Origin of the sequence: Streptomyces longispororuber, from assembly GCF_014656095.1 — a bacterium.
Taxonomy (GTDB): Bacteria; Actinomycetota; Actinomycetes; order Streptomycetales; family Streptomycetaceae; genus Streptomyces; species Streptomyces longispororuber.
Genome location: NZ_BNBT01000038.1, coordinates 18,800 through 37,475 on the forward strand (window position 1 = coordinate 18,800; position 18,676 = coordinate 37,475).

The following is an 18,676-nucleotide window of genomic DNA, read 5'->3' on the forward strand; positions in this document are numbered from 1 at the left end:
CGCATATGGGTCCGACCGGGACGAACCCGTGCCGACGCGCGGGAGTTGGCCGGAACCCGCGGGCCCCTCTCATCGGGCTTTCAGGCGGGGGTCCTACCCTGACGGCCATGACGCACGCGACTCCACCCGGCTGGTACCCCGACCCCGGGCAGATCCCTGGCGCCCCGCCCTCCGAGCGGTGGTGGGACGGGACCACGTGGACCGATCACGTCCGCGCCCCGGGCGCCGTCGGCCACCCCGGCCCGGGCTACCCCCCGCAGCCGCCGGACCCGCGGCGGCGCCGTGTCCGTACGGCGATCGGCGTGGGCGTCGCGCTGGTCCTGCTCGCGGGCATCGGCGGCGGTGTCTACGCGCTGACCGCCGGTGACGAGGACGACGACAAGGACAGCGCCAAGCCCCCGGCCCCGTCCGCGCCCGAGAAGCCGGGCCCCGACGACGACGGCGGGAGCGAGTCGCCCGACGGTTCGCCGGGCCCGTCCGAGGGGCCCGGGACGGAGAAGGGGTACGCCACCGACACCGCGAGCGGGATCAGCATGCCCGTGCCCGACGGCTGGAAGGGCGAGTCGAGCGGTGTCGGCGCGGGCGTGAAGACCGGCGAGTACCCCTGCCCCGGCGACTCCGGCAAGCAGTGCGTGCGCGGCGGCGCCTTCTCGGCGCCCGCGGTCCGGCTGAAGGTCACCGCGTCGACGCCGGAGGCGGCGGCCAAGGCGGACATCGAGAAGAACGCGGAGGAGTCCTACGGCGGCACGATCTACGGCGGCTCGCTGAAGTCGCACAAGGAGCTGCTCTCGAAGCCGGTCACGGTGGCCGGGCAGAAGGGTTACCTCGTGCGCTGGAAGGCCGAGACCCGTAAGGGGCCCGACGGCTACGTGCAGTCGCTCGCGTTCAAGTCCCCCGCCGACGACATGACGATGGTGCTGGTCCGCTTCGGCGTCGACGACCACGAGGACGCGCCGCCCGTGTCGTCCATGGACACGATCACCAAGGGGATCAAGGAGGCCCGCGGCGGGGGCGGCGGCGACGGGCAGCAGGTCTAGCGCGGGGTGGCCGCGGGCCCCGGAGAGCCGGGGGGAAACCGCCGTCGGGTGGGCCGAGCGCACTCGGCCCACCCGACGGTGGGAGCGCCGCCCCCGTCCCCACGGTGCGGCGCGGGCGGGCCCCGGTCCGCGCATCCCACGGACCGGGGCCCACGTCTCAGTCGGCCGGAGCCGTCCCCTGGGCCGGGGCCGCGCCTTCGGCCGGGGCCGTGCCCTGGGCCACGACCTTCCGGGCCGCAGCCCGCTCGGCCGCGGTCTCGGGGCTCGCGATCCCACAGCCCGGGCCGTCGTGCGTCACGGCGTCCCAGCCGCAGCCGGCGGGCGCCCCGCCGCCCGGGCCGCCACCGACGGCGTCCGCGCTTCCCCGACCGCGGCCGTCGGCCGCCGCGCTTCCCGGACCACCGCAGTCGATCGCCACGCCTCCCGGTCCGCCGCCGTCGGCCGCCGCGGCATCCGGCCCGCCGCCCGTCACGGCCCCGGGCCCGCTCTCGGCAGCTCCCACGGGCGCCCTGGACCCCCCGCCCTCCGCCACGCCGAGGACCGGCAGCAGCACCGCGTCCACGAACCGCGTCAGGTACTCCGCGTCCGCGTTCCTGCCCTCCAGCATGGGGCGGACCCGCAGCACGCCGAAGAGCTGCGCCGCGACGAACTCCCTGGCCGGGTGGTCCGCAGGCAGCTCGCCGCGCTCCACGCCGCGCCGCAGGATCACGTCGACCGCCTGGACCTCCGGCTCCACCAGCGCCTCGCGCAGCGCCCGCCGCAGGTCCTCGTCCTGCTGCACCGCGTGGCTGAGCGCCTGGACCAGCATCGTGTCCCGCTCGCTCCACGCGGCGGCCGCGCGGGCCGCCGCGCGCAGGTCACCGGCGACCGAACCGGTGTCGATGCCCGCGAACCGCACACAGCGATTGGCGCGCAGCGCGGCCGCCACGAACTGGGGCTTCGACTTCCACTGCCGGTAGAGCGTGGACTTGCTGCACCGGGTGGCGGCGGCGACGCCCTCCATGGTCACGGCCTCGTACCCGCACTCACGGAGCTGCTCGAGGACGGCGTCGTAGAACTCCTGCTCGCGCTCCGGAGTGATCTTGGAGCGGCGCGCGCCGACCGCCCGGCCGTGCGCGCACTCCCGTGCCGGTTCCCGCGACGTCATGACTCCTCATCCCCTCGGTGCGGCGGTGCGCCGACACCTTATCGATACGCCAGTGTACCGGTACGCCACCGTTTCGGTACACTGGCGTATCGGTACATCACCGTATCGATGTGAGCGCGGCGCCAGCAGCACCGCGTCACCGCACCACCCAGTCGTCATGTAAAGGGGCGGGGCATGAAAGCCCGCGAATCCCGCACCGCGCCCGCCGGGCCCGATCCCGCGATACCGTCCGGGCGGCCCCGGAAGGCCGGCGCACCGCCGCACCCGGCCGCCCACGGCGCCGTCGCCCGGCCGCCGCTCGTCCGCGAGCTGCTGCTCGTGGTCGGTCTCTTCCTCGTGTACAAGTTCGGCAGGCAGCTCGCCAACGGCCACACCGGCGAGGCGTTCCGCAACGCGCACCGCGTGTGGGACGCCGAGCGGGCCGTCCGGCTGCCGGGCGAGGGCCTCGTCCAGGACGCGCTGCTGCACGGCGACGGCCTGGTGCACGTGGCGAACACGTACTACGCGACCGTGCACTTCCCGGCGACGCTGCTGTTCCTGGTGTGGCTCTACGCGCGCCGCCCCCGGCACTACGTGTGGGCGCGGCGCGTCCTCGCCGTGCTCACCACCGCGGCCCTCGCGCTGCACCTCGCCTTCCCGCTCGCCCCGCCGCGCCTGCTGGCGGCGACGCACCTGGTGGACACCGCGCGGGTGTACGGGCCTTCGGTGTACGCCGCGAAGCCGTCGAGCGACTCGATGGCCAACCAGTTCGCGGCCATGCCGTCGCTGCACTTCGGCTGGGCGCTGATGCTGGCCGTCGGGCTGATCGCCGCGACCCGTTCCCGGCTGCGCTGGCTGTGGCTGCTGCACCCGCTGGTCACGCTGCTGGTGATCGTCGGCACCGCGAACCACTACTGGCTCGACGCGCTCGTGGCCACCGCGCTGCTGGGCATCGCCCTGGCCGTGCTGCGACCGCCGCGCCCGGCCCCGTCGCGGGTGGTGCGCCGCTCGCTCCCCGGGCGCCCGACCCCACCGGACCTGGCCTCGACCGAGGCCGGGGCGGGTCGCGCGGAAACGGAAGCCGCAGCGGGGGCCGGAGGTGGCGCCACAGCCGGGCCCGGAGCGGGAACCGGCGCCGGAGCGCACACCTGGGCCGGCGCCGGAGCCGGAGCGAAGACCGAAGCCGGAGCCGTGGCGAAGGCCGAAGTCGGCGCCGGAGTCGGCGCCGGAGCGGAAACCGGAGCCGGAGTCGTGGCGAAGGCTGGAGTCGGAGCCGTGGCGAAGGCCGAAGTCGGTGCCGGAGTCGGTGCCGGAGCCGCACGGTGAGCGCCCCGCTGCTGGCCGTCGTGCTCTCCCTGGTCTCGGCCGCCGCGTACGCCGCCGCGGCCGTCGCCCAGGAGCGCCTGGCCACGCGCCTGGCGGACTCCGGCCCCCGGCTGCTGCGGCTGCTGGGCAGCGGGGCGTGGTGGTCGGCCGTCGGGCTGAACGCCGCCGCCGCGCTGCTGCACGTCGCGGCCCTCAAGTACGGGCCCCTCACCCTGGTGCAGCCGCTCGGCGCGCTCACTCTCGTCGCGGCCGTGCCGCTGGGCGCGCGGCTCGCCGGGCGGCGCGTCACGCGGCTCGAGTGGCGGGGTACGGGGCTCACGCTGATCGGCCTGGGCGCGCTGCTGCTCACCGCGTCCGGGCCCGCGCCCGAGGACACGCTGACCCTGCCGGAGGCGGTCACGGTCGCCGCGGTGACGGCCGCCGTGATCGGCCTGCTGTCGCGGCCCGGTACGCGTCCGGGGCTGCGGCACGCCACCGCGTCCGGCTTCGCCTCGGGCGTGGCCTCGGCGCTCACGCAGACCGTGACGGTCGCGGCGACGGACACCTCGGGCCCGCTGCTCAGCGGGCGGGTCGTGGTCGTGGCGCTGCTCGTGGCGGCGTTCGCCGTCGGCGGCCTCCTGCTGTCGCAGACCGCCTACCGGGGCGGCCTCGGCGCGCCGCTCGCCGTCGTCACCCTCGCCAACCCGGTGGCCGCGTCCGTCATCGGCGTGGCCCTGCTCGGCGAACGGCTGCGGGGCGGCGCGGGCGGCATCTCCCTCGCGGTGGCGGGCGCCGCCCTCGCCGCGTACGGGGTGGTGCTCCTGACCCGCTCGCCCCGCGCGGCCGCAGCCGGGCCCGGGCCCGTGGCGGCTCCCCCGGCCGTGGCGGAGTACCTGCCCTCGATCCCCGGCCAGCCCGAGCCCGCCGAGGTGCTGGCCGCGCACCGCGGATAGCACGGGCACCTCGCACGTACGGATGCGGCCGCACGCCCCCAGGGAGTGCGGCCGCATCCGTACGCCGGGTGCCCGTGCCCGCTAGCCCAGGCCGCGGGAGTCCTGCTTGAGGGCCGTGTCGACCGTCAGGGCCGTGGCCACGACCAGGCTCAGGAGCGGCTCCGGGAGCTGGAAGTGGATCTGGAGGACGTAGTTGTCCGCCGTCGTGAACATCGTCTTGGCGAGGCCTTCCCAGGTCTTGGTGATCCGGGCGACCTCGGTGTCGCTGTGGTCGACGATCGAGAAGTTCCAGGCGCGCCAGTTCTCCGCCTTGATGGCGCCGACCTGCTGGCCGTTCGCCATCATCGCGAAGTTGATCTTCCCGAAGACGTTCTGCTGGACGATCTCGCCGACCGGCTGACCGTCCGGGCGCGCCACGAGCACCCGCGACTTCATGAACTTGCGCGGCCGCGTCAGCCGGAGCTGCGGCTGGCCGTGCACGTCGCGGATCTCCAGCGTGTGCGTCATGAACTGGTCGAGGCTGGAGACGAACCGGGCGACCTTCTTGAGCGCGCTCTGGTCGACCTGGGTGACCGAGCCGAGCTGGTTGCCCGACTGGTCCATGACCTTGTACTCGTTGGTCAGCTCGATGAGCTTGGCCTTCTGGTTCACCACGAGGACGGGCTCGGTGAACAGGGTGCCGCCGCCGTGCGCGTGCGGCGTGATGCCCGCCTGCTGCTGGACCTGGCGCTGGACCTTCGCCGGGTCGGCCGCCGGGGCCGCCTGCTGCTGCGGCGCGGCGAACGGCGCCTGCGCGGGGGCGGCCTGCGGCGGAACCTGCTGGGCCGGGGCGCCCTGCTGGGCGGGAGTGCCCTGCTGGGCGGGAGTGCCCTGCTGGTCCGCGGTGGTGTGGTCGGTCCACTGGGAACCGTCCCACCAGCGGAGGAGCTGGGAAGCGCCCTTGGGGTCGGGGTACCAGCCTGCAGGTGTGTTCGATTGCGTTGTCACCCGGGCACAGTACCGCGACCCCCTGTGGGCTCCGCCAGTCCCGCGTTCCGCTCAGTGGAACGCCGTGAGCAGCACCTCCACGCGCAGCTCCCCGCCGGCCTCCCGCGCCGACACCGTTCCCACCCGCCCCGCCGCCCGGACGTCCGGCTCGGCGAGGGCGAAGCGCCCGAGGACCGCGCTCGGCCCGTGCAGCTCCAGCGTGGCGACCTCGGCGCGCATGGACACCTGGGCGAGGGACTTGGCCTTGCGGACCCGGGCGATGACCTCGGCGGCCGTCGTGAGGACCGCCGGGTCCGCGTCCCCGGCGCGTGCCCGCAGCGCCGCGGCCGACGGCCAGGCCGCCCGGTGCACGGAGTCCGCCGCGTACCAGGACCGGACCTCCTCGGTCACGAAGGGCAGGACCGGCGCGAACAGGCACAGGACCGTGTCGAGGGCGGTGCGCAACGTGGCGCGCGCCGACTCCCGCCCGGCCGCGCCGCCGTGGTCGCCGTAGGCGCGGGCCTTGACCAGTTCCACGTAGTCGTCGCAGAAGCGCCGGAAGAACCGCTCGGCGCGCTCCAGGGCACGGGCGTGGTCGAAGGCCTCGAACGCGGCGGTCGCCTCCTCGACGGCCGTGGCGAGCTCGGCGAGCAGGGCGCGGTCGAGCGGCTCGGTGACCCCGGCCGGCGAAGCCCCGGCTCCGCCCCCGGCATCGGAGGCGTCGCCGAGGCCGAGGACGAACTTCCCGACGTTCAGCAGCTTCGTCGCGAGCCGCCGCCCGATCCGCATCTGGCCGACGTCGAAGGCGGTGTCCGTGCCGGGACGGCCGCTCGCCGCCCAGTAGCGGACCGCGTCCGCGCCGTGCCGGTCGAGGAGGTCCACGGGTGTGACGGCGTTGCCCTTGGACTTCGACATCTTCTTGCGGTCCGGGTCGAGGATCCACCCGGAGATCGCGGCGTGCCGCCACGGCAGGCTGCCGTGCCCGGTGTGGGCGCGCACGACCGTGGCGAACAGCCAGGTGCGGATGATCTCGTGGGCCTGCGGGCGCAGGTCCATCGGGAAGACCACGGCGAAGAGCCCGGGGTCCGTCAGCCACCGCCCGGCGATCTGCGGGGTCAGGGACGAGGTGGCCCAGGTGTCCATGACGTCGGGGTCGCCGGTGAAGCCGTACGGCTGGTCGCGCTGGTGCTCCGCGTAGCCGGGCGGCGTCTGCGCGCGGGGGTCGACGGGCAGCGCCGCCGCCTCCGGGACGATCGGGCGCGTGTGGTCCGGGGTGCCGTCGCCGTCGAGCGGGTACCACAGCGGGACGGGAACCCCGAAGAAGCGCTGCCGGCTGATCAGCCAGTCGCCGCTCAGGCCCTCGACCCAGGCGTCGTAGCGGGCCCGCATGTGCGGCGGGTGCCAGCGGAGTTCGGCGCCGCGGGCGAGGAGCGCGGCGCGCAGCCGCTCGTCCCGGCCGCCGTTGCGCACGTACCACTGGCGGGTGGTGACGATCTCCAGGGGCGCGTCGCCCTTCTCGAAGTACTTCACGGTGTGCGTGACGGGGCGCGGTTCGCCGTGCAGCGTCCCGTCGGCGCGCAGCAGCTCGACGACGCGTTCGCGTGCCGTGTGCGCGGTGGCACCCGCCAGCGCGGCGTACGCGGACCGGGCCGCGGGCGTGGTGAGACCGGTCGGCGGCTCGGCGCGGAAGCGGCCGTCCCAGCCGATGACGGGCCGGGTGGCGAGCCGCAGTTCGCGCCACCAGGTGACGTCCGTGGTGTCGCCGAAGGTGCACACCATCGCGATGCCCGTGCCCTTCCCGGGCTCCGCGAGGTGGTGGGCGGCGACCGGCACCTCGACGCCGAACAGCGGGGTGCGGACGGTGGTGCCGACGAGGTCGCGGTACCGCTCGTCGTCCGGGTGCGCGACCAGGGCGACGCAGGCGGGCAGCAGTTCGGGCCGGGTGGTGTCGACGAGGACGGTGCGGCCGTCGGGGCCGGAGAAGCGGAGCGTGTGGTAGGCGCCCTGCCGCTCCCTGTCCTCCAGTTCGGCCTGGGCGACGGCCGTGCGGAAGGTGACGTCCCACAGGGTGGGCGCCTGTGCGAGGTAGGCGTCGCCGCGGGCCAGGTCGTCGAGGAAGGCCCGCTGGGAGGTGGCGCGGGCCCGGGTGCCGATGGTCCGGTACGTCAGTGACCAGTCCACGGACAGACCGAGCGTGCGCCACAGGTCCTCGAAGGCCCGCTCGTCCTCGGCGGTGAGGCGCCCGCACAGCTCGATGAAGTTGCGCCGTGATATGGGCAGTTGACGCTTGCCGGGCCGGTCGGGCGGGGTGAAGTCGGGGTCGTGGGGCAGGGAGGGGTCGCAGCGCACGCCGTAGTGGTTCTGGACGCGGCGCTCCGTGGGCAGGCCGTTGTCGTCCCAGCCCATGGGGTGGAAGACGTTCTTGCCGCGCATGCGCTGGTAGCGGGCGACGGCGTCGGTGTGCGTGTACGAGAAGACGTGGCCGACGTGCAGGGAGCCGCTCACCGTGGGCGGCGGGGTGTCGATGGAGAAGACGGCGTCGCGCGGCCCGGTGCGGGCGGCGTCCGCGTCGAAGGCGTATACGCCGCTGTCCTCCCACCGCCGGGACCACTTCTTCTCCAGGCCGTCGAGGACGGGCCTGTCGGGGGCGCCGCTGGGGCGGTGGGGTGGGGTCATGCCCCGGCATGCTAACGACGGCGGGCCTCGCGGCTCACCCGGTTTTCCCGTCGGCGACGCGCGGCGGGCGGCGGGCGGCGGGTGCGGCGAGGGCCCGTGGCGCTCCCCGCGCGCGGGGGCACGTGTCGCTCCCCCGCGCGGGGGCGCGTGTCGCTCCCGCCCGCGCGGCACCCCGCGGCGCAACGGCCCGCGCCGCACCCCGTGTTGCGCCCGCGTGAACAGTGCGGCCGTCCAGGAATGCCGGGCGGTCCGGCCGCCTTGTCACCGTCGGAAGTCGATCGACGGGAGCGAGGAACACATGGCCAAGGCGTACGTCTTCGTCCGGCACGGCGGGCCCGAGGTGGAGGCCCTCGTCGACCGGGAGCCGCCGCGGCCCGGCCCGGGCGAACTGCTCGTCGCCGTCCGGGCGGCGGGCGTCAACCCCGTCGACCACAAGCTGCGCGGCGGCTACCGCAGGCCCGGCCAGGCGCCCGCCGTGCTGCCGGAGGTGTTCGGCAGCGAGGCGGCGGGCGTGGTCCTGGAGGCGGGCCCGGGCGTCACCGGTTTCGCCGTCGGGGACGCGGTGTTCGGGTCCACGCTCACCGGCGGGTACGCCACGCACACCCTGCTGCCGGCGGCGGTCGCCGCGCACAAGCCGGAGGGCCTGTCGTTCGCGGAGGCCGCCGTGCTGCCGGTGGCCGCCGCGACCGCGTACGACGGCATCCGCCAGCTCGCGCTGCCCGCCGGGGCCACGCTCCTGGTCACGGGCGTCGGCGGCGGGGTCGGCGGCAACGCGGCGCGGCTCGCGCGCCACGAGGGGCTGCGCGTCCTCGGCACGGCGAGCGAGGGCAAGCGGGAGTACGTCGAGTCGCTCGGCGTGACGCACGTGGCGCCCGGGCCGGGCCTCGCGGAGCGCGTCCGCGCGGTGGCGCCCGAGGGCGTGGACGGGGTCCTCGACCTGGTCGGCGGCGAGCACCTGCGGGCCGTCGCGGAGCTGGTGGCGGACCGTACGAAGCTGGTCACCGCGGGCGGCAAGCAGATCGTCGCCGAGCTGGGCGGCTCGCCCGTGGCCCGGGCCCGCACCGCCGAGGTCCTGGACGCGGTGGCCGCGCTCGCCGCGGCGGACGTGCTGCGGCCGCACATCACGGCGGTGTACCCGCTGGAGCGGGCGGGCGAGGCGCTGCGGGCCGTCGAGTCCGGGCACGCGCGGGGCAAGGTCGTCATCGAGGTCGCGCCGTGACGGCCGGCGGGGCCGCGCACCCGCTGGACAACCCCGGGTACGCGTCCCTGACCGGCCCGCACGCCCCGCTCGCCGAGCGGTACGGGCGCGTGGTGCGCTACCCCGTGGACGTCTCGCCCTGGCTGGGCCTGCCCGACCGGCCGGACGCGGCGGACTGGGCGGACCTGGCCGCCTTCGCCGGGGGCGACGGGGTGGTGCCGCTGCCGGGCGTCGGGGCGGAGGTGCCGGAGGGCTGGCAGCTCACCGCCGACCTGCCGGGCGTGCAGCTCGTCGACGGCGGTCTCGCCGCCGTGCCGGACCCCGAGGCGGTACGGCTCGGGCCCGACGACGTACCGGAGATGCTGGACCTGGTCGCGCGCACGCGGCCGGGCCCGTTCCTGCCCCGGACCGTCGAACTCGGCACCTACCTGGGCCTGCGCCACCGGGGGGTGCTCGTCGCGATGGCCGGGGAGCGGCTGCGGCCGCCGGGCTTCACCGAGATCAGCGCGGTGTGCACGGATCCGGCGTACCGGGGGCGCGGATTCGCGGCGCGGCTCGTACGGGCCGTCGCGTACGGCATCCGCGAGCGCGGCGAGACGCCGTTCCTGCACACCGCGGCGCGCAACACGGGGGCGGTCCGGCTGTACGAGTCCCTCGGCTTCCGGGTGCGGCGCGCGATCCCGTTCCGGGCGGGGCGGCCGCCGGTGGGCGGGGCCGTGGGCGGGGCCGTGGGCGGGGTTGTGGCCGGGACCGTGGCCGGTGTGTCCGGTGGGGCGGCGGAAAAGGGGAGGACGGGCGTCCGGGCCGGTTGATAACTTCCGGATCATGGAACCTCTCGGCGAGAAAGACATCCGCGCGTCCTTCGTGAACTGCTCCAAGGGCGAGGCGCGGCGGCTCACCCTGCCCCCGGGGTTCGCCGAGACCCCCTGGGACGACCTGGACTTCCTCGGCTGGCGCGACCCCAAGGCGCCGGAACGGGGGTACGTCGTGGCGGTACGGGACGGCGCCCCCGTCGGGGTCGCGCTCCGCGCCTCCGGCGGGGGGCAGCGGAGCCTGCTCAAGTCCAGCATCTGCTCGGTGTGCGTGACGCCCCAGTCGGGGTCGGGGATCACGCTGTTCGTCGCCCCGCGCGCGGGGGAGGCGGGGCGGCAGGGGAACTCGGTCGGCGCGTACATGTGCGCGGACCTGGCCTGCTCGCTGTACGTGCGGGGGAAGAAGACGTCTGTGCTGGTGCGGAGGTTCGAGGAGAGCCTCGGTGTCGCGGAGCGGAACGAGCGGACCTTGCGGAACCTGTACGGGTTCCTGGACCAGGTCCAGTCCTGACCTGTTCTGGCGGGGGCGCCCCGACCGGGCCCCCCTCCCTCCCACCCACCCGTGCCACCCCAGTCCCCGGCCCGGCACGGCCCACCAACGCGCGGCGACACAGCCACCTCGGCCACCGCTTACGCGCCAGCCACGCACCCCAGCCCCGGCCACCGGCACGCGGCCCCGCCCTGCCTCTGCCGCCGCTCCGCGGCGATTCACCCGCCCGCCCACCCGTGCTGCCTCGCTCCCAGGCCCGGCCCCGACCTACCGGCTTGCGGGTGCGTTGTCCTTTCACCGCCGCACGACAAAGCACCCACCCGCCCGTAACGCCTGCGTCTCAGGCCGGTGCGTCCGTCCACCGTGTACGCCGCCTCGGCGCGTGGGCAGCGGGTGCCGGTGTACCGCATGGCCTCCTCCGCGTTCGGCAGGAAGGCCTCGCAGTGCCGCAGGTCGGGCAGGCGGGCGAGGTCCCAGTGGCCGGACTCGTCCCAGCCCACGTCGGCGAAGATCGTCGTACCGCGGCGGGCGGCGGACTCGATCCACGGCGCGCTGCTGCCGGGGACGAGGGAGGCCACCGCGGCCCGCGCGCGGGGCGGGCAGGCGGGGGCGGCGGCGTCGGGGCAGTCCGCGTCGGGCGGCGGCTCGTGCCCGTGGCTGACCATGGTCCGCTCCCCCTCGTACGCATGGCTTGACCTACCGGCCCGCGGCGACGCCCTTCACCCTCCGCCGCTCCTACCGGCTCTACGGATCCGCTCCGTCTTCCCGCGCCGCTGCACGACGGCTTCCGACCCGTACCGCCAAGGCCCCAGGACAGGCCGTGACCTAAGGGAATGCGGCTCCGCCCCCCTGTTCCGAGCGCAGCCCCCGTGCAGCCGGTGCTTCTCGTATGGGCAGTTGGGCGGGGGCCGGGGCTGCGTGGGGTGGGGGCCCTTTCGTACGGTTCCAGCCCTACCGGCTCGTGCCTCGTCTCCATGGGTGGCAGCCACCAACCCCTCGCGGGGGCGGGCGGGTGGGAGCGGGGCCGCACGGGTCGGCGTGCCCGGGACGGGGAGGGCGGGTGGGTGGGTGGGAGCGGGGCCGCGCGGGTCGGTGTGCCCGGGACGGGGAGGGTGGGTGGGTGGGGGAAGGGCCGCGCGGGTCGGTGTGCCGGGTGGGGAAGGGCCCTGCCCGGGGTGGCTGCCGCCGTGGCGCCATACCCGGGCGCGGGGTGGTTACCTCAGGTAGGCCAGGGTCGGGTGGGCCTCCTGGTAGGACGTGGTGAGGCGGTGGGCGACCGTGACCGAGTCGACCAGGGGGTGCAGGGCGAAGGCCCTGACCGCGGCCGCGCGGGAGCGGGCCTCCACCGCGGCAAGCACCTCGCGCTCCACCGCCTTCACCGCACACACCAGCCCCAGCTCGTGCCCGGTCAGCGGGCTCACGGACACCGGGTGCGCCCCGTCGGAGTCCACCAGGCAGGGGACCTCCACCACCGCGTCCGCGTCCAGCGCGGCCAGCGTCGTACGGTTGCGGACGTTGAGGATCAGGGTGGAGCGCTCGTCGTGGGAGATGGCCCGCATCAGGGCCAGGGCCACCTGTTCGTAGCCGCCGGACTCCAGGTCCTCCGGGGCCCGCTCCCCCGCCCCGGCGGCCGCCCGGCTCGCCGCCATGTACGTGGCCTCGCGCTCCGCGCGGGTGGCGTCCCAGGCCTTGAAGGCGGGCACGCCGGGGTCGCGCACGGCGTCGTAGAACTGGGCCTGCTGGTCGCGCAGGAACGCGCCGCGCGTCCGCTCGGCCCGCTGGTAGGCGGCGACCGCCTCGCGGTTGAAGTAGTAGTAGTGCAGGTACTCGTTGGGGACGGCGCCCAGCGACCGGAGCCAGTCGGGGCCGAAGAGCTTGCCCTCCTCGAAGGAGCCGAGCAGCTCCCGGTCGGCGAGCAGGCGCGGCAGTTCGTCGCGGCCGTCGACGCGCAGGGAGCGCAGCCACCCCAGGTGGTTCAGGCCGACGTAGTCGATCCAGGCGCGGGCGGGGTCCACGCCGAGCAGCCGGGCGACGCGGCGGCCGAGGCCCACCGGGGAGTCGCAGATGCCGATGACGCGGTCGCCGAGGTGGCGGGACATGGCCTCGGTGACGAGCCCGGCCGGATTGGTGAAGTTGATGACCCACGCGTCGGGCGCGAGCCGCGCCACCCGGCGCGCGATGTCCACGGCGACGGGCACGGTCCGCAGGCCGTAGGCGATGCCGCCCGCGCCCACGGTCTCCTGCCCGAGCACGCCTTCGGCGAGCGCGACCCGCTCGTCGGCGGCGCGCCCCTCCAGGCCGCCGACACGGATCGCGGAGAACACGAAGTCGGTGCCGCGCAGCGCCTCGTCGAGGTCGGTGGTGACCCGCACGGCCGGCGCGTCCGGCACCCCGGCGGCCTGCTCGGCGAGGACCCGCGCGATCGCGTCGAGGCGCGCGGCGTCCACGTCGTGCAGGACGACGTCGGTGACGCGGCCCTCCTCGTGGTCGTCGAGCAGCGCCCGGTACACGAGCGGTACGCGGAATCCGCCGCCGCCGAGAATCGTCAGCCTCACCACTGCACCACCTTGCACTCGCCCCACGGGTACGTACGGAACGTACCCCGGAACGCCTACCGCCCGGGCCGGGGGGTGCCTCGACCGCCCTGCCCCCGCCGCCCCGCGCGGGCCCCGCGGGCGCGGCGCGCCGCCGTGGGCACCGTCACCAGCGTGAGGGCCGCGATCAGGCCGCACACCCCGGGCCAGCCGCACGTCGTGTACGCGAGGGCCCCCAGGGAGGACCCGGCGGCGCCGCCGATGAAGGCGCAGGTCATGTAGGCCGTGTTGAGGCGGCTGCGGGCCTCGTCGCTGAGGGCGAAGATCCGTACCTGGTTGGCGATCATGCCGGTCTGCATGGCCACGTCCAGGAGCAGCGACCCCGCCGCGAGCGCCACCAGGCCCGTGGCGCCGCCGAGGCCGGCGAGCGCGAGGACGGCCGCCGCCGCCAGCACGGCGGCCATGCACACCGCGTTGACCACGTCCGGGCCGCGCCGGTCGATCTGGCGGCCCGCCATCGGCGTGGCCAGCATCGTGCCCGCGTTGACCAGGGCGAGCACGCCGACCGCCGAGGCGCCCGCGGCGTACGTGTCGCTGGTCAGCAGGAGCGCGGCGCCCGTCCACAGCGCCTGGAAGCCGCCGAAGACGGCCGCCTGGTAGAAGCAGGACAGGCGCAGCAGCGGTTCCGCGCGCAGCAGCCGTACGGACTCGGCGAGCAGCGCGGGGTAGCGCCCGCGCGAGGGCGGTTCGGTGCGCGGCAGGGTGCGGGCGAGGACCAGCGCGATGACCAGGGCGGCGGCGGCCGTGACGAGGTACGGGGCCCGCCAGCCGAGCCATTCGCCGAGCGCGCCGCCGAACGCGCGGGACAGCAGCATGCCGCCGATCGACCCGCTCAGGAGGGTGCCGGTGACGGCGCCGCGCCGCTCGGGCGGGACGAGGCCCGCCGCCATGGGCGCCACGACCGGGGCGATGACGGTGGTGACGCCGACGAGGACGCTCGCGCCGAGCAGCGCGGGCAGGCCGGGCGCGGCGCTCGCCCCGAGCAGGCCGAGGCCGGTGAGCGTGAACAGGGTGGTGATGAGCGTCCGGTACGGGACGCGGTCGCCGAGCGGCACCAGGAGGAAGATGCCCACGGCGTAGCCGAACTGGGCGGCGGTCACCACGAACGCCGCCGTGTCGGCGGACACGCCGAGCCCGGAGGCGACGAGCGGGCTGACGGCCTGCGGGAAGTACAGGTTGCCGACGGCGACCCCGCACGCCACGGCGAGCAGCAGGACCATGCGGCGGCTGAGGGCGGGCGCCGCCGCGGCCGGCGGGGATGCGGTGTCGGTACGGGTCTCGGTCACGGTGGCTCACCCTCACCCGCGGCGGCCTCCCCGCACAAGGGATGTGATCAACTCCTCTGCCGTCCCCCTGTCCCCCTGTCCCCCCGCGCCCCGCCCCGCCTGCCGTCCCCGGAGGGCCCGGAGAAGCGCCCCGCTCCACACGGGCGTTCGAGGCGCGCCGCGCCTTTCCGCTCTCCGTATCACGCGATGGTGTGACCGCGTGCCGGGCACCGCATCGGACGGGGTGGGGAGGGTAGTGGCTGGCTGCCCATACGCCCCCCGTGTGAGGAGACCCCGCATGCCCCAGCCGACGCGCCCCTTCGACCTGCCGGACTTCTACATGGTGCATCCGGCGCGCCTCAACCCCCATGTGGAACAGGCACGTGCGCACGCGCGGAAGTGGGCCCGCGGGATGGGCATGCTGGAGGGGTCGGGGGTGTGGGAGCAGGCGGACCTGGACGCGCACGACTACGCGTTGCTGTGCGCGTACACCCACCCGGACTGCGACGGCCCCACCCTGTCGCTGGTCACGGACTGGTACGTGTGGGTCTTCTTCTTCGACGACCACTTCCTGGAGTTGTTCAAGCGCACCCAGGACCGCGAGGGCGGCAAGGCCTACCTCGACCGGCTGCCCGCGTTCATGCCGGCGGACCCGGCGGCGCCCGTGCCCGCTCCCGCCAACCCGGTGGAGGCGGGCCTCGCGGACCTGTGGCGGCGCACGGTGCCCCGGATGTCCGCCGCCTGGCGCGCCCGCTTCGCGGAGAGCACCCGCAACCTCCTGAACGAGTCGCTGTGGGAGCTGTCCAACATCCACGCCGGGCGCGTGGCGAACCCGGTCGAGTACATCGAGATGCGCCGCAAGGTGGGCGGCGCGCCGTGGTCGGCGGGGCTCGTGGAGCTCGCGGCGGGGGCCGAGGTGCCGGCCGCCGTCGCGGACACGCGCCCGCTGCGGGTCCTGAGGGACACGTTCGCCGACGCCGTGCACCTGCGCAACGACCTGTTCTCGTACCAGCGCGAGGTCGAGGACGAGGGCGAGCTGAGCAACGGGGTGCTCGTCCTGGAGACGTTCCTCGGCTGTTCGACGCAGGAGGCGGCGGACACCGTCAACGAGCTGCTGACCTCGCGCATGCAGCAGTTCGAGGACACGTTCGCCACGGAGCTCGCGCCGCTGTTCGCCGAGAAGGCCCTGGCGCCGTCCCGGTGCCGGGACGTCCTCGCGTACGCCAAGGGCCTCCAGGACTGGCAGTCGGGCGGCCACGAGTGGCACCTGCGCTCCAGCCGGTACATGAACGAGGGCGCCGTCGCGGCGTCGGTGCCGGGCCCCGCCGGGGTCGGCACCTCCGCGACGGGCGTACGGGCGCTGATCTCCGCGACCGGCGCGCGGGCGCGCCGCCGGGCGCACGTGCCGTTCCAGCGCGTGGGCCCGTCCCTGATCCCGGAGTTCGACCTGCCGTTCACCGCGACGCTCAGCCCGCACCTGGACCGCGCACGGCGCGAGGTCCAGGACTGGGCCCGCCGCACGGGCATGCTGGAGCCGCAGCCGGGCGTCCCGGCCTCCCACGTGTGGGACGCGCACAAGCTCGACCGGTACGACCTCGCGCTGTGCGCCGCGGGCCTGCACCCGGACGCGACGCCCGAGCAGCTCGACCTGGGCGCGTGCTGGCTGACGTGGGGCACGTACGGCGACGACTACTACCCCGCGGTGTTCGGCAGGCAGCGCGACCTGCTCGGCGCGAAGGTGTGCACGGACCGCCTCGGCCTGTTCATGCCGCTCACCGGCAGTCCGCCGCCGCCCCCGGTCAACGCCCTGGAGCGGGGCCTGGGGGACCTGTGGGCGCGCACCACGGCCACCGCGGACGAGGAGGGCCGGGTCGTGCTGCGCCAGTCCGTGGTGGCGATGCTGGACAGTTGGCTGTGGGAGCTGGCCAACCAGGCGCAGCACCGCGTCCCCGAGCCGGTCGACTACCTGGAGATGCGCCGCCTCACCTTCGGCTCGGACCTGACGATGAGCCTCAGCCGCCTCGCCCACGGCGGGCGGCTGCCCCGCGAGGTCCGCGACAGCGGCACGCTGCGCGCCCTGGAGAACGCCGCGGCGGACTACGCCTGCCTGATGAACGACGTGTTCTCGTACCAGAAGGAGATCGAGTACGAGGGCGAGGTGCACAACGCCCTGCTCGTCGTGCAGGACTTCTTCGACTGCGACTACCCCACGGCGCTGCACGTCGTGGACGACCTGATGCGGTCGCGGCTGCGCCAGTTCCAGCACGTGGTGGAGCACGAACTGCCCGTGCTGTGCGCGGACCTCGGCCTCGACGCGAAGGCGCGCGAGGCGCTCGACGCCCATGTGCGCGAGCTGCGGAACTGGCTGGCGGGCATCCACGTCTGGCACCGCGACTGCCGCCGCTACCGGGCGGAGTACCTCTCCCACGGGCCTGCGGGGGCGCCCACGGGCCCGGGCACGGAGGTCGTGCGCCCCGCCTGGCTGCGGGAGTTCGCCGCGACGCCCGGCGCGCCCCCTGCATGAGCACGGCAGGCGCCGGGAGTGCCGGTCAGTGGTGTCCGTCGCCGCCGCTGCGCACCTGCCGGTACTCCTCCGCCGTGGGCTTCGGCACGTACGTGCCGGGGCCGTACATGGCGCGGGAGAGCCGGGCCCGCAGCCGGTCGGAGCGCCGGACCTTGCGGGCCACGCCGTGCCCGTCGACCAGCGGCCCGATCTCGTACGTCGGCGGCTGCTCGTGCGCGGTGAGGGTGTACCGCTCGGCCTGGGTGAGCGGCTCGTGGACCTCCACGTACTCGCCGTGCGGGAGGCGCTTGATGATGCCGCTCTCCCGGCCGTGCAGCACCTTGTCGCGGTCGCGCCGCTGAAGTCCGAGACAGACGCGGTACGTGACGACGTAGGCGAGCACCGGCGCGACGAAGAAGGCGACGCGCACGAACCAGGTGATGGCGTTGATGGACAGGTGGAAGTGCGTGGCCCAGATGTCGTTGCCGCCGCCCACCATGAGCACGCCGAACAGCGTCAGCCAGGCCACGCCGAACGAGGTGCGCGCGGGCGCGTTGCGCGGCCGGTCCGCGATGTGGTGCTCGCGCCGGTCCTTGGTGACCCAGGCCTCCACGAACGGGTACACCGCGATGGCCACCATGATGAGCGGGAAGAGCATGAAGGGGATGAAGACGCCGGGCGCCAGCGTGTGACCCCAGAGGTTGATCTCCCAGCCGGGCATCACCCGGATCAGCCCCTCGGAGAAGCCGAGGTACCAGTCCGGCTGGGCCCCGGTGCTGACGAGGTCGGGCCGGTAGGGGCCGAGGACCCACACCGGGTTGACGGTGGCGACGGCGCCCATGAACGCGAGGACGCCGAAGACGAGGAAGAAGAACCCGCCCGCCTTGGCGACGTAGACGGGGAAGAAGGGCGCGCCGACGACGTTCCGCTCGCTGCGGCCCGGGCCCGCGAACTGGGTGTGCTTGTGGTAGAAGACGAGGATCAGATGGGCCACGATCAGGCCCAGCATGATCCCGGGCAGCAGCAGGACGTGCACCGCGAACAGCCGCGGGATGATGTCGTGGCCCGGGAACTCCCCGCCGAAGAGGAAGAAGGACAGGTACGTCCCCACCACGGGCAGGGAGAGGATGGCGCCCTGCGCGAACCGCACGCCGGTGCCGGACAGCAGGTCGTCGGGGAGCGAGTAGCCGGTCAGGCCGGTGATCATGCCGAGCAGCAGCAGGGTCCAGCCGAACAGCCAGTTGATCTCGCGCGGCTTGCGGAAGGCGCCGGTGAAGAACACCCGCATCATGTGCACGAGCATGCCCGCGACGAACACCAGCGCCGCCCAGTGGTGGATCTGCCGGATGAGCAGCCCGCCGCGCACCTCCATGCTGATGTCGACGGTCGACTCGTACGCCCGGGTCACCAGGACGCCCTTGAGCGGCTCGTACGTGCCGTTGTACTCGACCTCCATGCCGCTCGGCTCGAAGAACAGGGTCAGCCAGACGCCGGTGAGGATGAGGATCAGGAAGCTGTAGAGGCAGATCTCCCCGAACATGAACGACCAGTGGTCCGGGAAGACCTTGCGGAGCTGGGACTTGGCGACGGTGTGGATGCCGAGGCGGCTGTCCGCCCAGTCGGCGACGCGCTCGCCCTTCGCGGGCGGTGTGGCCCGCCGGTCCGGTCCGTGGTCCTGGGTGCGTTCGCTCATGCGGCTCCCCCCTCGGGCGGCTATCCAGCGTAGGGGCGGGCCGGGCGGGGGCCAACCG

12 protein-coding genes and 2 pseudogenes are annotated in these 18,676 nt (G+C 75.0%); 7 read left to right on the plus strand and 7 right to left on the minus strand.

Features of this window, described 5'->3' with window-relative positions; translation table 11 throughout:
- Positions 1 to 107 precede the first annotated feature (107 nt).
- The gene (locus IE330_RS14940; RefSeq protein ID WP_190136474.1) at positions 108 to 1,037 is read left to right on the plus strand and encodes a DUF2510 domain-containing protein; all 930 of its coding nucleotides are present in this window, start codon (positions 108 to 110) and stop codon (positions 1,035 to 1,037) included.
- 529 nt (positions 1,038 to 1,566) lie between these two features.
- Here the strand turns inward: IE330_RS14940 and IE330_RS14945 are convergent.
- Positions 1,567 to 2,184, minus strand: a pseudogene (locus tag IE330_RS14945) (TetR/AcrR family transcriptional regulator); the annotation flags it as partial.
- Between the two features lie 174 nt (positions 2,185 to 2,358).
- Here IE330_RS14945 and IE330_RS14950 point away from each other — a divergent pair.
- Together IE330_RS14950 and IE330_RS14955 are read left to right on the plus strand one after the other, a co-directional pair.
- Positions 2,359 to 3,489, plus strand: coding sequence for a phosphatase PAP2 family protein (locus tag IE330_RS14950; protein ID WP_190136475.1), 1,131 nt, complete (start codon positions 2,359 to 2,361; stop codon positions 3,487 to 3,489).
- Positions 3,486 to 4,421: a DMT family transporter gene (locus IE330_RS14955; protein ID WP_190136476.1), complete on the plus strand. Its 936-nt coding sequence runs from the start codon at positions 3,486 to 3,488 to the stop codon at positions 4,419 to 4,421. The genes IE330_RS14950 and IE330_RS14955 overlap by 4 nt, the downstream gene beginning before the upstream one ends.
- 81 nt (positions 4,422 to 4,502) lie before the next feature.
- On the opposite strand, the gene IE330_RS14960 is transcribed toward IE330_RS14955, so the two are convergent.
- Together IE330_RS14960 and valS are read right to left on the minus strand one after the other, a co-directional pair.
- Positions 4,503 to 5,408, minus strand: a complete 906-nt coding sequence (locus IE330_RS14960) for an LURP-one-related family protein (RefSeq protein WP_190136477.1) — start codon at positions 5,406 to 5,408, stop codon at positions 4,503 to 4,505.
- Positions 5,409 to 5,459: 51 nt separating this feature from the next.
- Positions 5,460 to 8,063: a valine--tRNA ligase gene (gene valS / locus IE330_RS14965; RefSeq protein WP_190136478.1), complete on the minus strand. Its 2,604-nt coding sequence runs from the start codon at positions 8,061 to 8,063 to the stop codon at positions 5,460 to 5,462.
- A gap of 298 nt (positions 8,064 to 8,361) precedes the next feature.
- Between valS and IE330_RS14970 the strand changes: the two genes are divergently transcribed.
- The 3 genes from IE330_RS14970 to IE330_RS14980 are packed head-to-tail and all read left to right on the plus strand — an operon-like array spanning position 8,362 to position 10,584.
- On the plus strand, positions 8,362 to 9,282 hold the full coding sequence (locus IE330_RS14970; RefSeq protein ID WP_190136479.1) for an NADP-dependent oxidoreductase: 921 nt from the start codon (positions 8,362 to 8,364) through the stop codon (positions 9,280 to 9,282).
- Positions 9,279 to 10,073, plus strand: a complete 795-nt coding sequence (locus tag IE330_RS14975; protein WP_190136480.1) for a GNAT family N-acetyltransferase — start codon at positions 9,279 to 9,281, stop codon at positions 10,071 to 10,073. The genes IE330_RS14970 and IE330_RS14975 overlap by 4 nt, the downstream gene beginning before the upstream one ends.
- 13 nt (positions 10,074 to 10,086) lie before the next feature.
- Positions 10,087 to 10,584, plus strand: coding sequence for an FBP domain-containing protein (locus IE330_RS14980; RefSeq protein ID WP_190136481.1), 498 nt, complete (start codon positions 10,087 to 10,089; stop codon positions 10,582 to 10,584).
- Positions 10,585 to 10,907: 323 nt separating this feature from the next.
- Here the strand turns inward: IE330_RS14980 and IE330_RS14985 are convergent.
- The 3 genes and pseudogenes from IE330_RS14985 to IE330_RS14995 form a co-directional block, all read right to left on the minus strand.
- Positions 10,908 to 11,255 (minus strand): annotated as a pseudogene (locus tag IE330_RS14985) (sugar kinase); the annotation flags it as partial.
- Positions 11,256 to 11,777: 522 nt separating this feature from the next.
- Positions 11,778 to 13,118 carry a 6-phospho-beta-glucosidase gene (locus IE330_RS14990; RefSeq protein ID WP_190136482.1) on the minus strand — a complete coding sequence of 447 codons (1,341 nt, stop codon included), beginning with the start codon at positions 13,116 to 13,118 and terminating at the stop codon, positions 11,778 to 11,780.
- Between the two features lie 56 nt (positions 13,119 to 13,174).
- Entirely contained in the window at positions 13,175 to 14,443 is a 1,269-nt protein-coding gene (locus IE330_RS14995) for an MFS transporter (RefSeq protein WP_373314654.1), read from the minus strand.
- A 277-nt stretch (positions 14,444 to 14,720) separates the two neighbouring features.
- Between IE330_RS14995 and IE330_RS15000 the strand changes: the two genes are divergently transcribed.
- The gene (locus IE330_RS15000) at positions 14,721 to 16,946 is read left to right on the plus strand and encodes a terpene synthase family protein (protein ID WP_190136483.1); all 2,226 of its coding nucleotides are present in this window, start codon (positions 14,721 to 14,723) and stop codon (positions 16,944 to 16,946) included.
- 25 nt (positions 16,947 to 16,971) lie between these two features.
- Here IE330_RS15000 and qcrB read toward each other — a convergent pair whose 3' ends face one another.
- Positions 16,972 to 18,618: a cytochrome bc1 complex cytochrome b subunit gene (gene qcrB / locus IE330_RS15005; protein ID WP_190136484.1), complete on the minus strand. Its 1,647-nt coding sequence runs from the start codon at positions 18,616 to 18,618 to the stop codon at positions 16,972 to 16,974.
- Between the last annotated feature and the right edge of the window lie 58 nt (positions 18,619 to 18,676).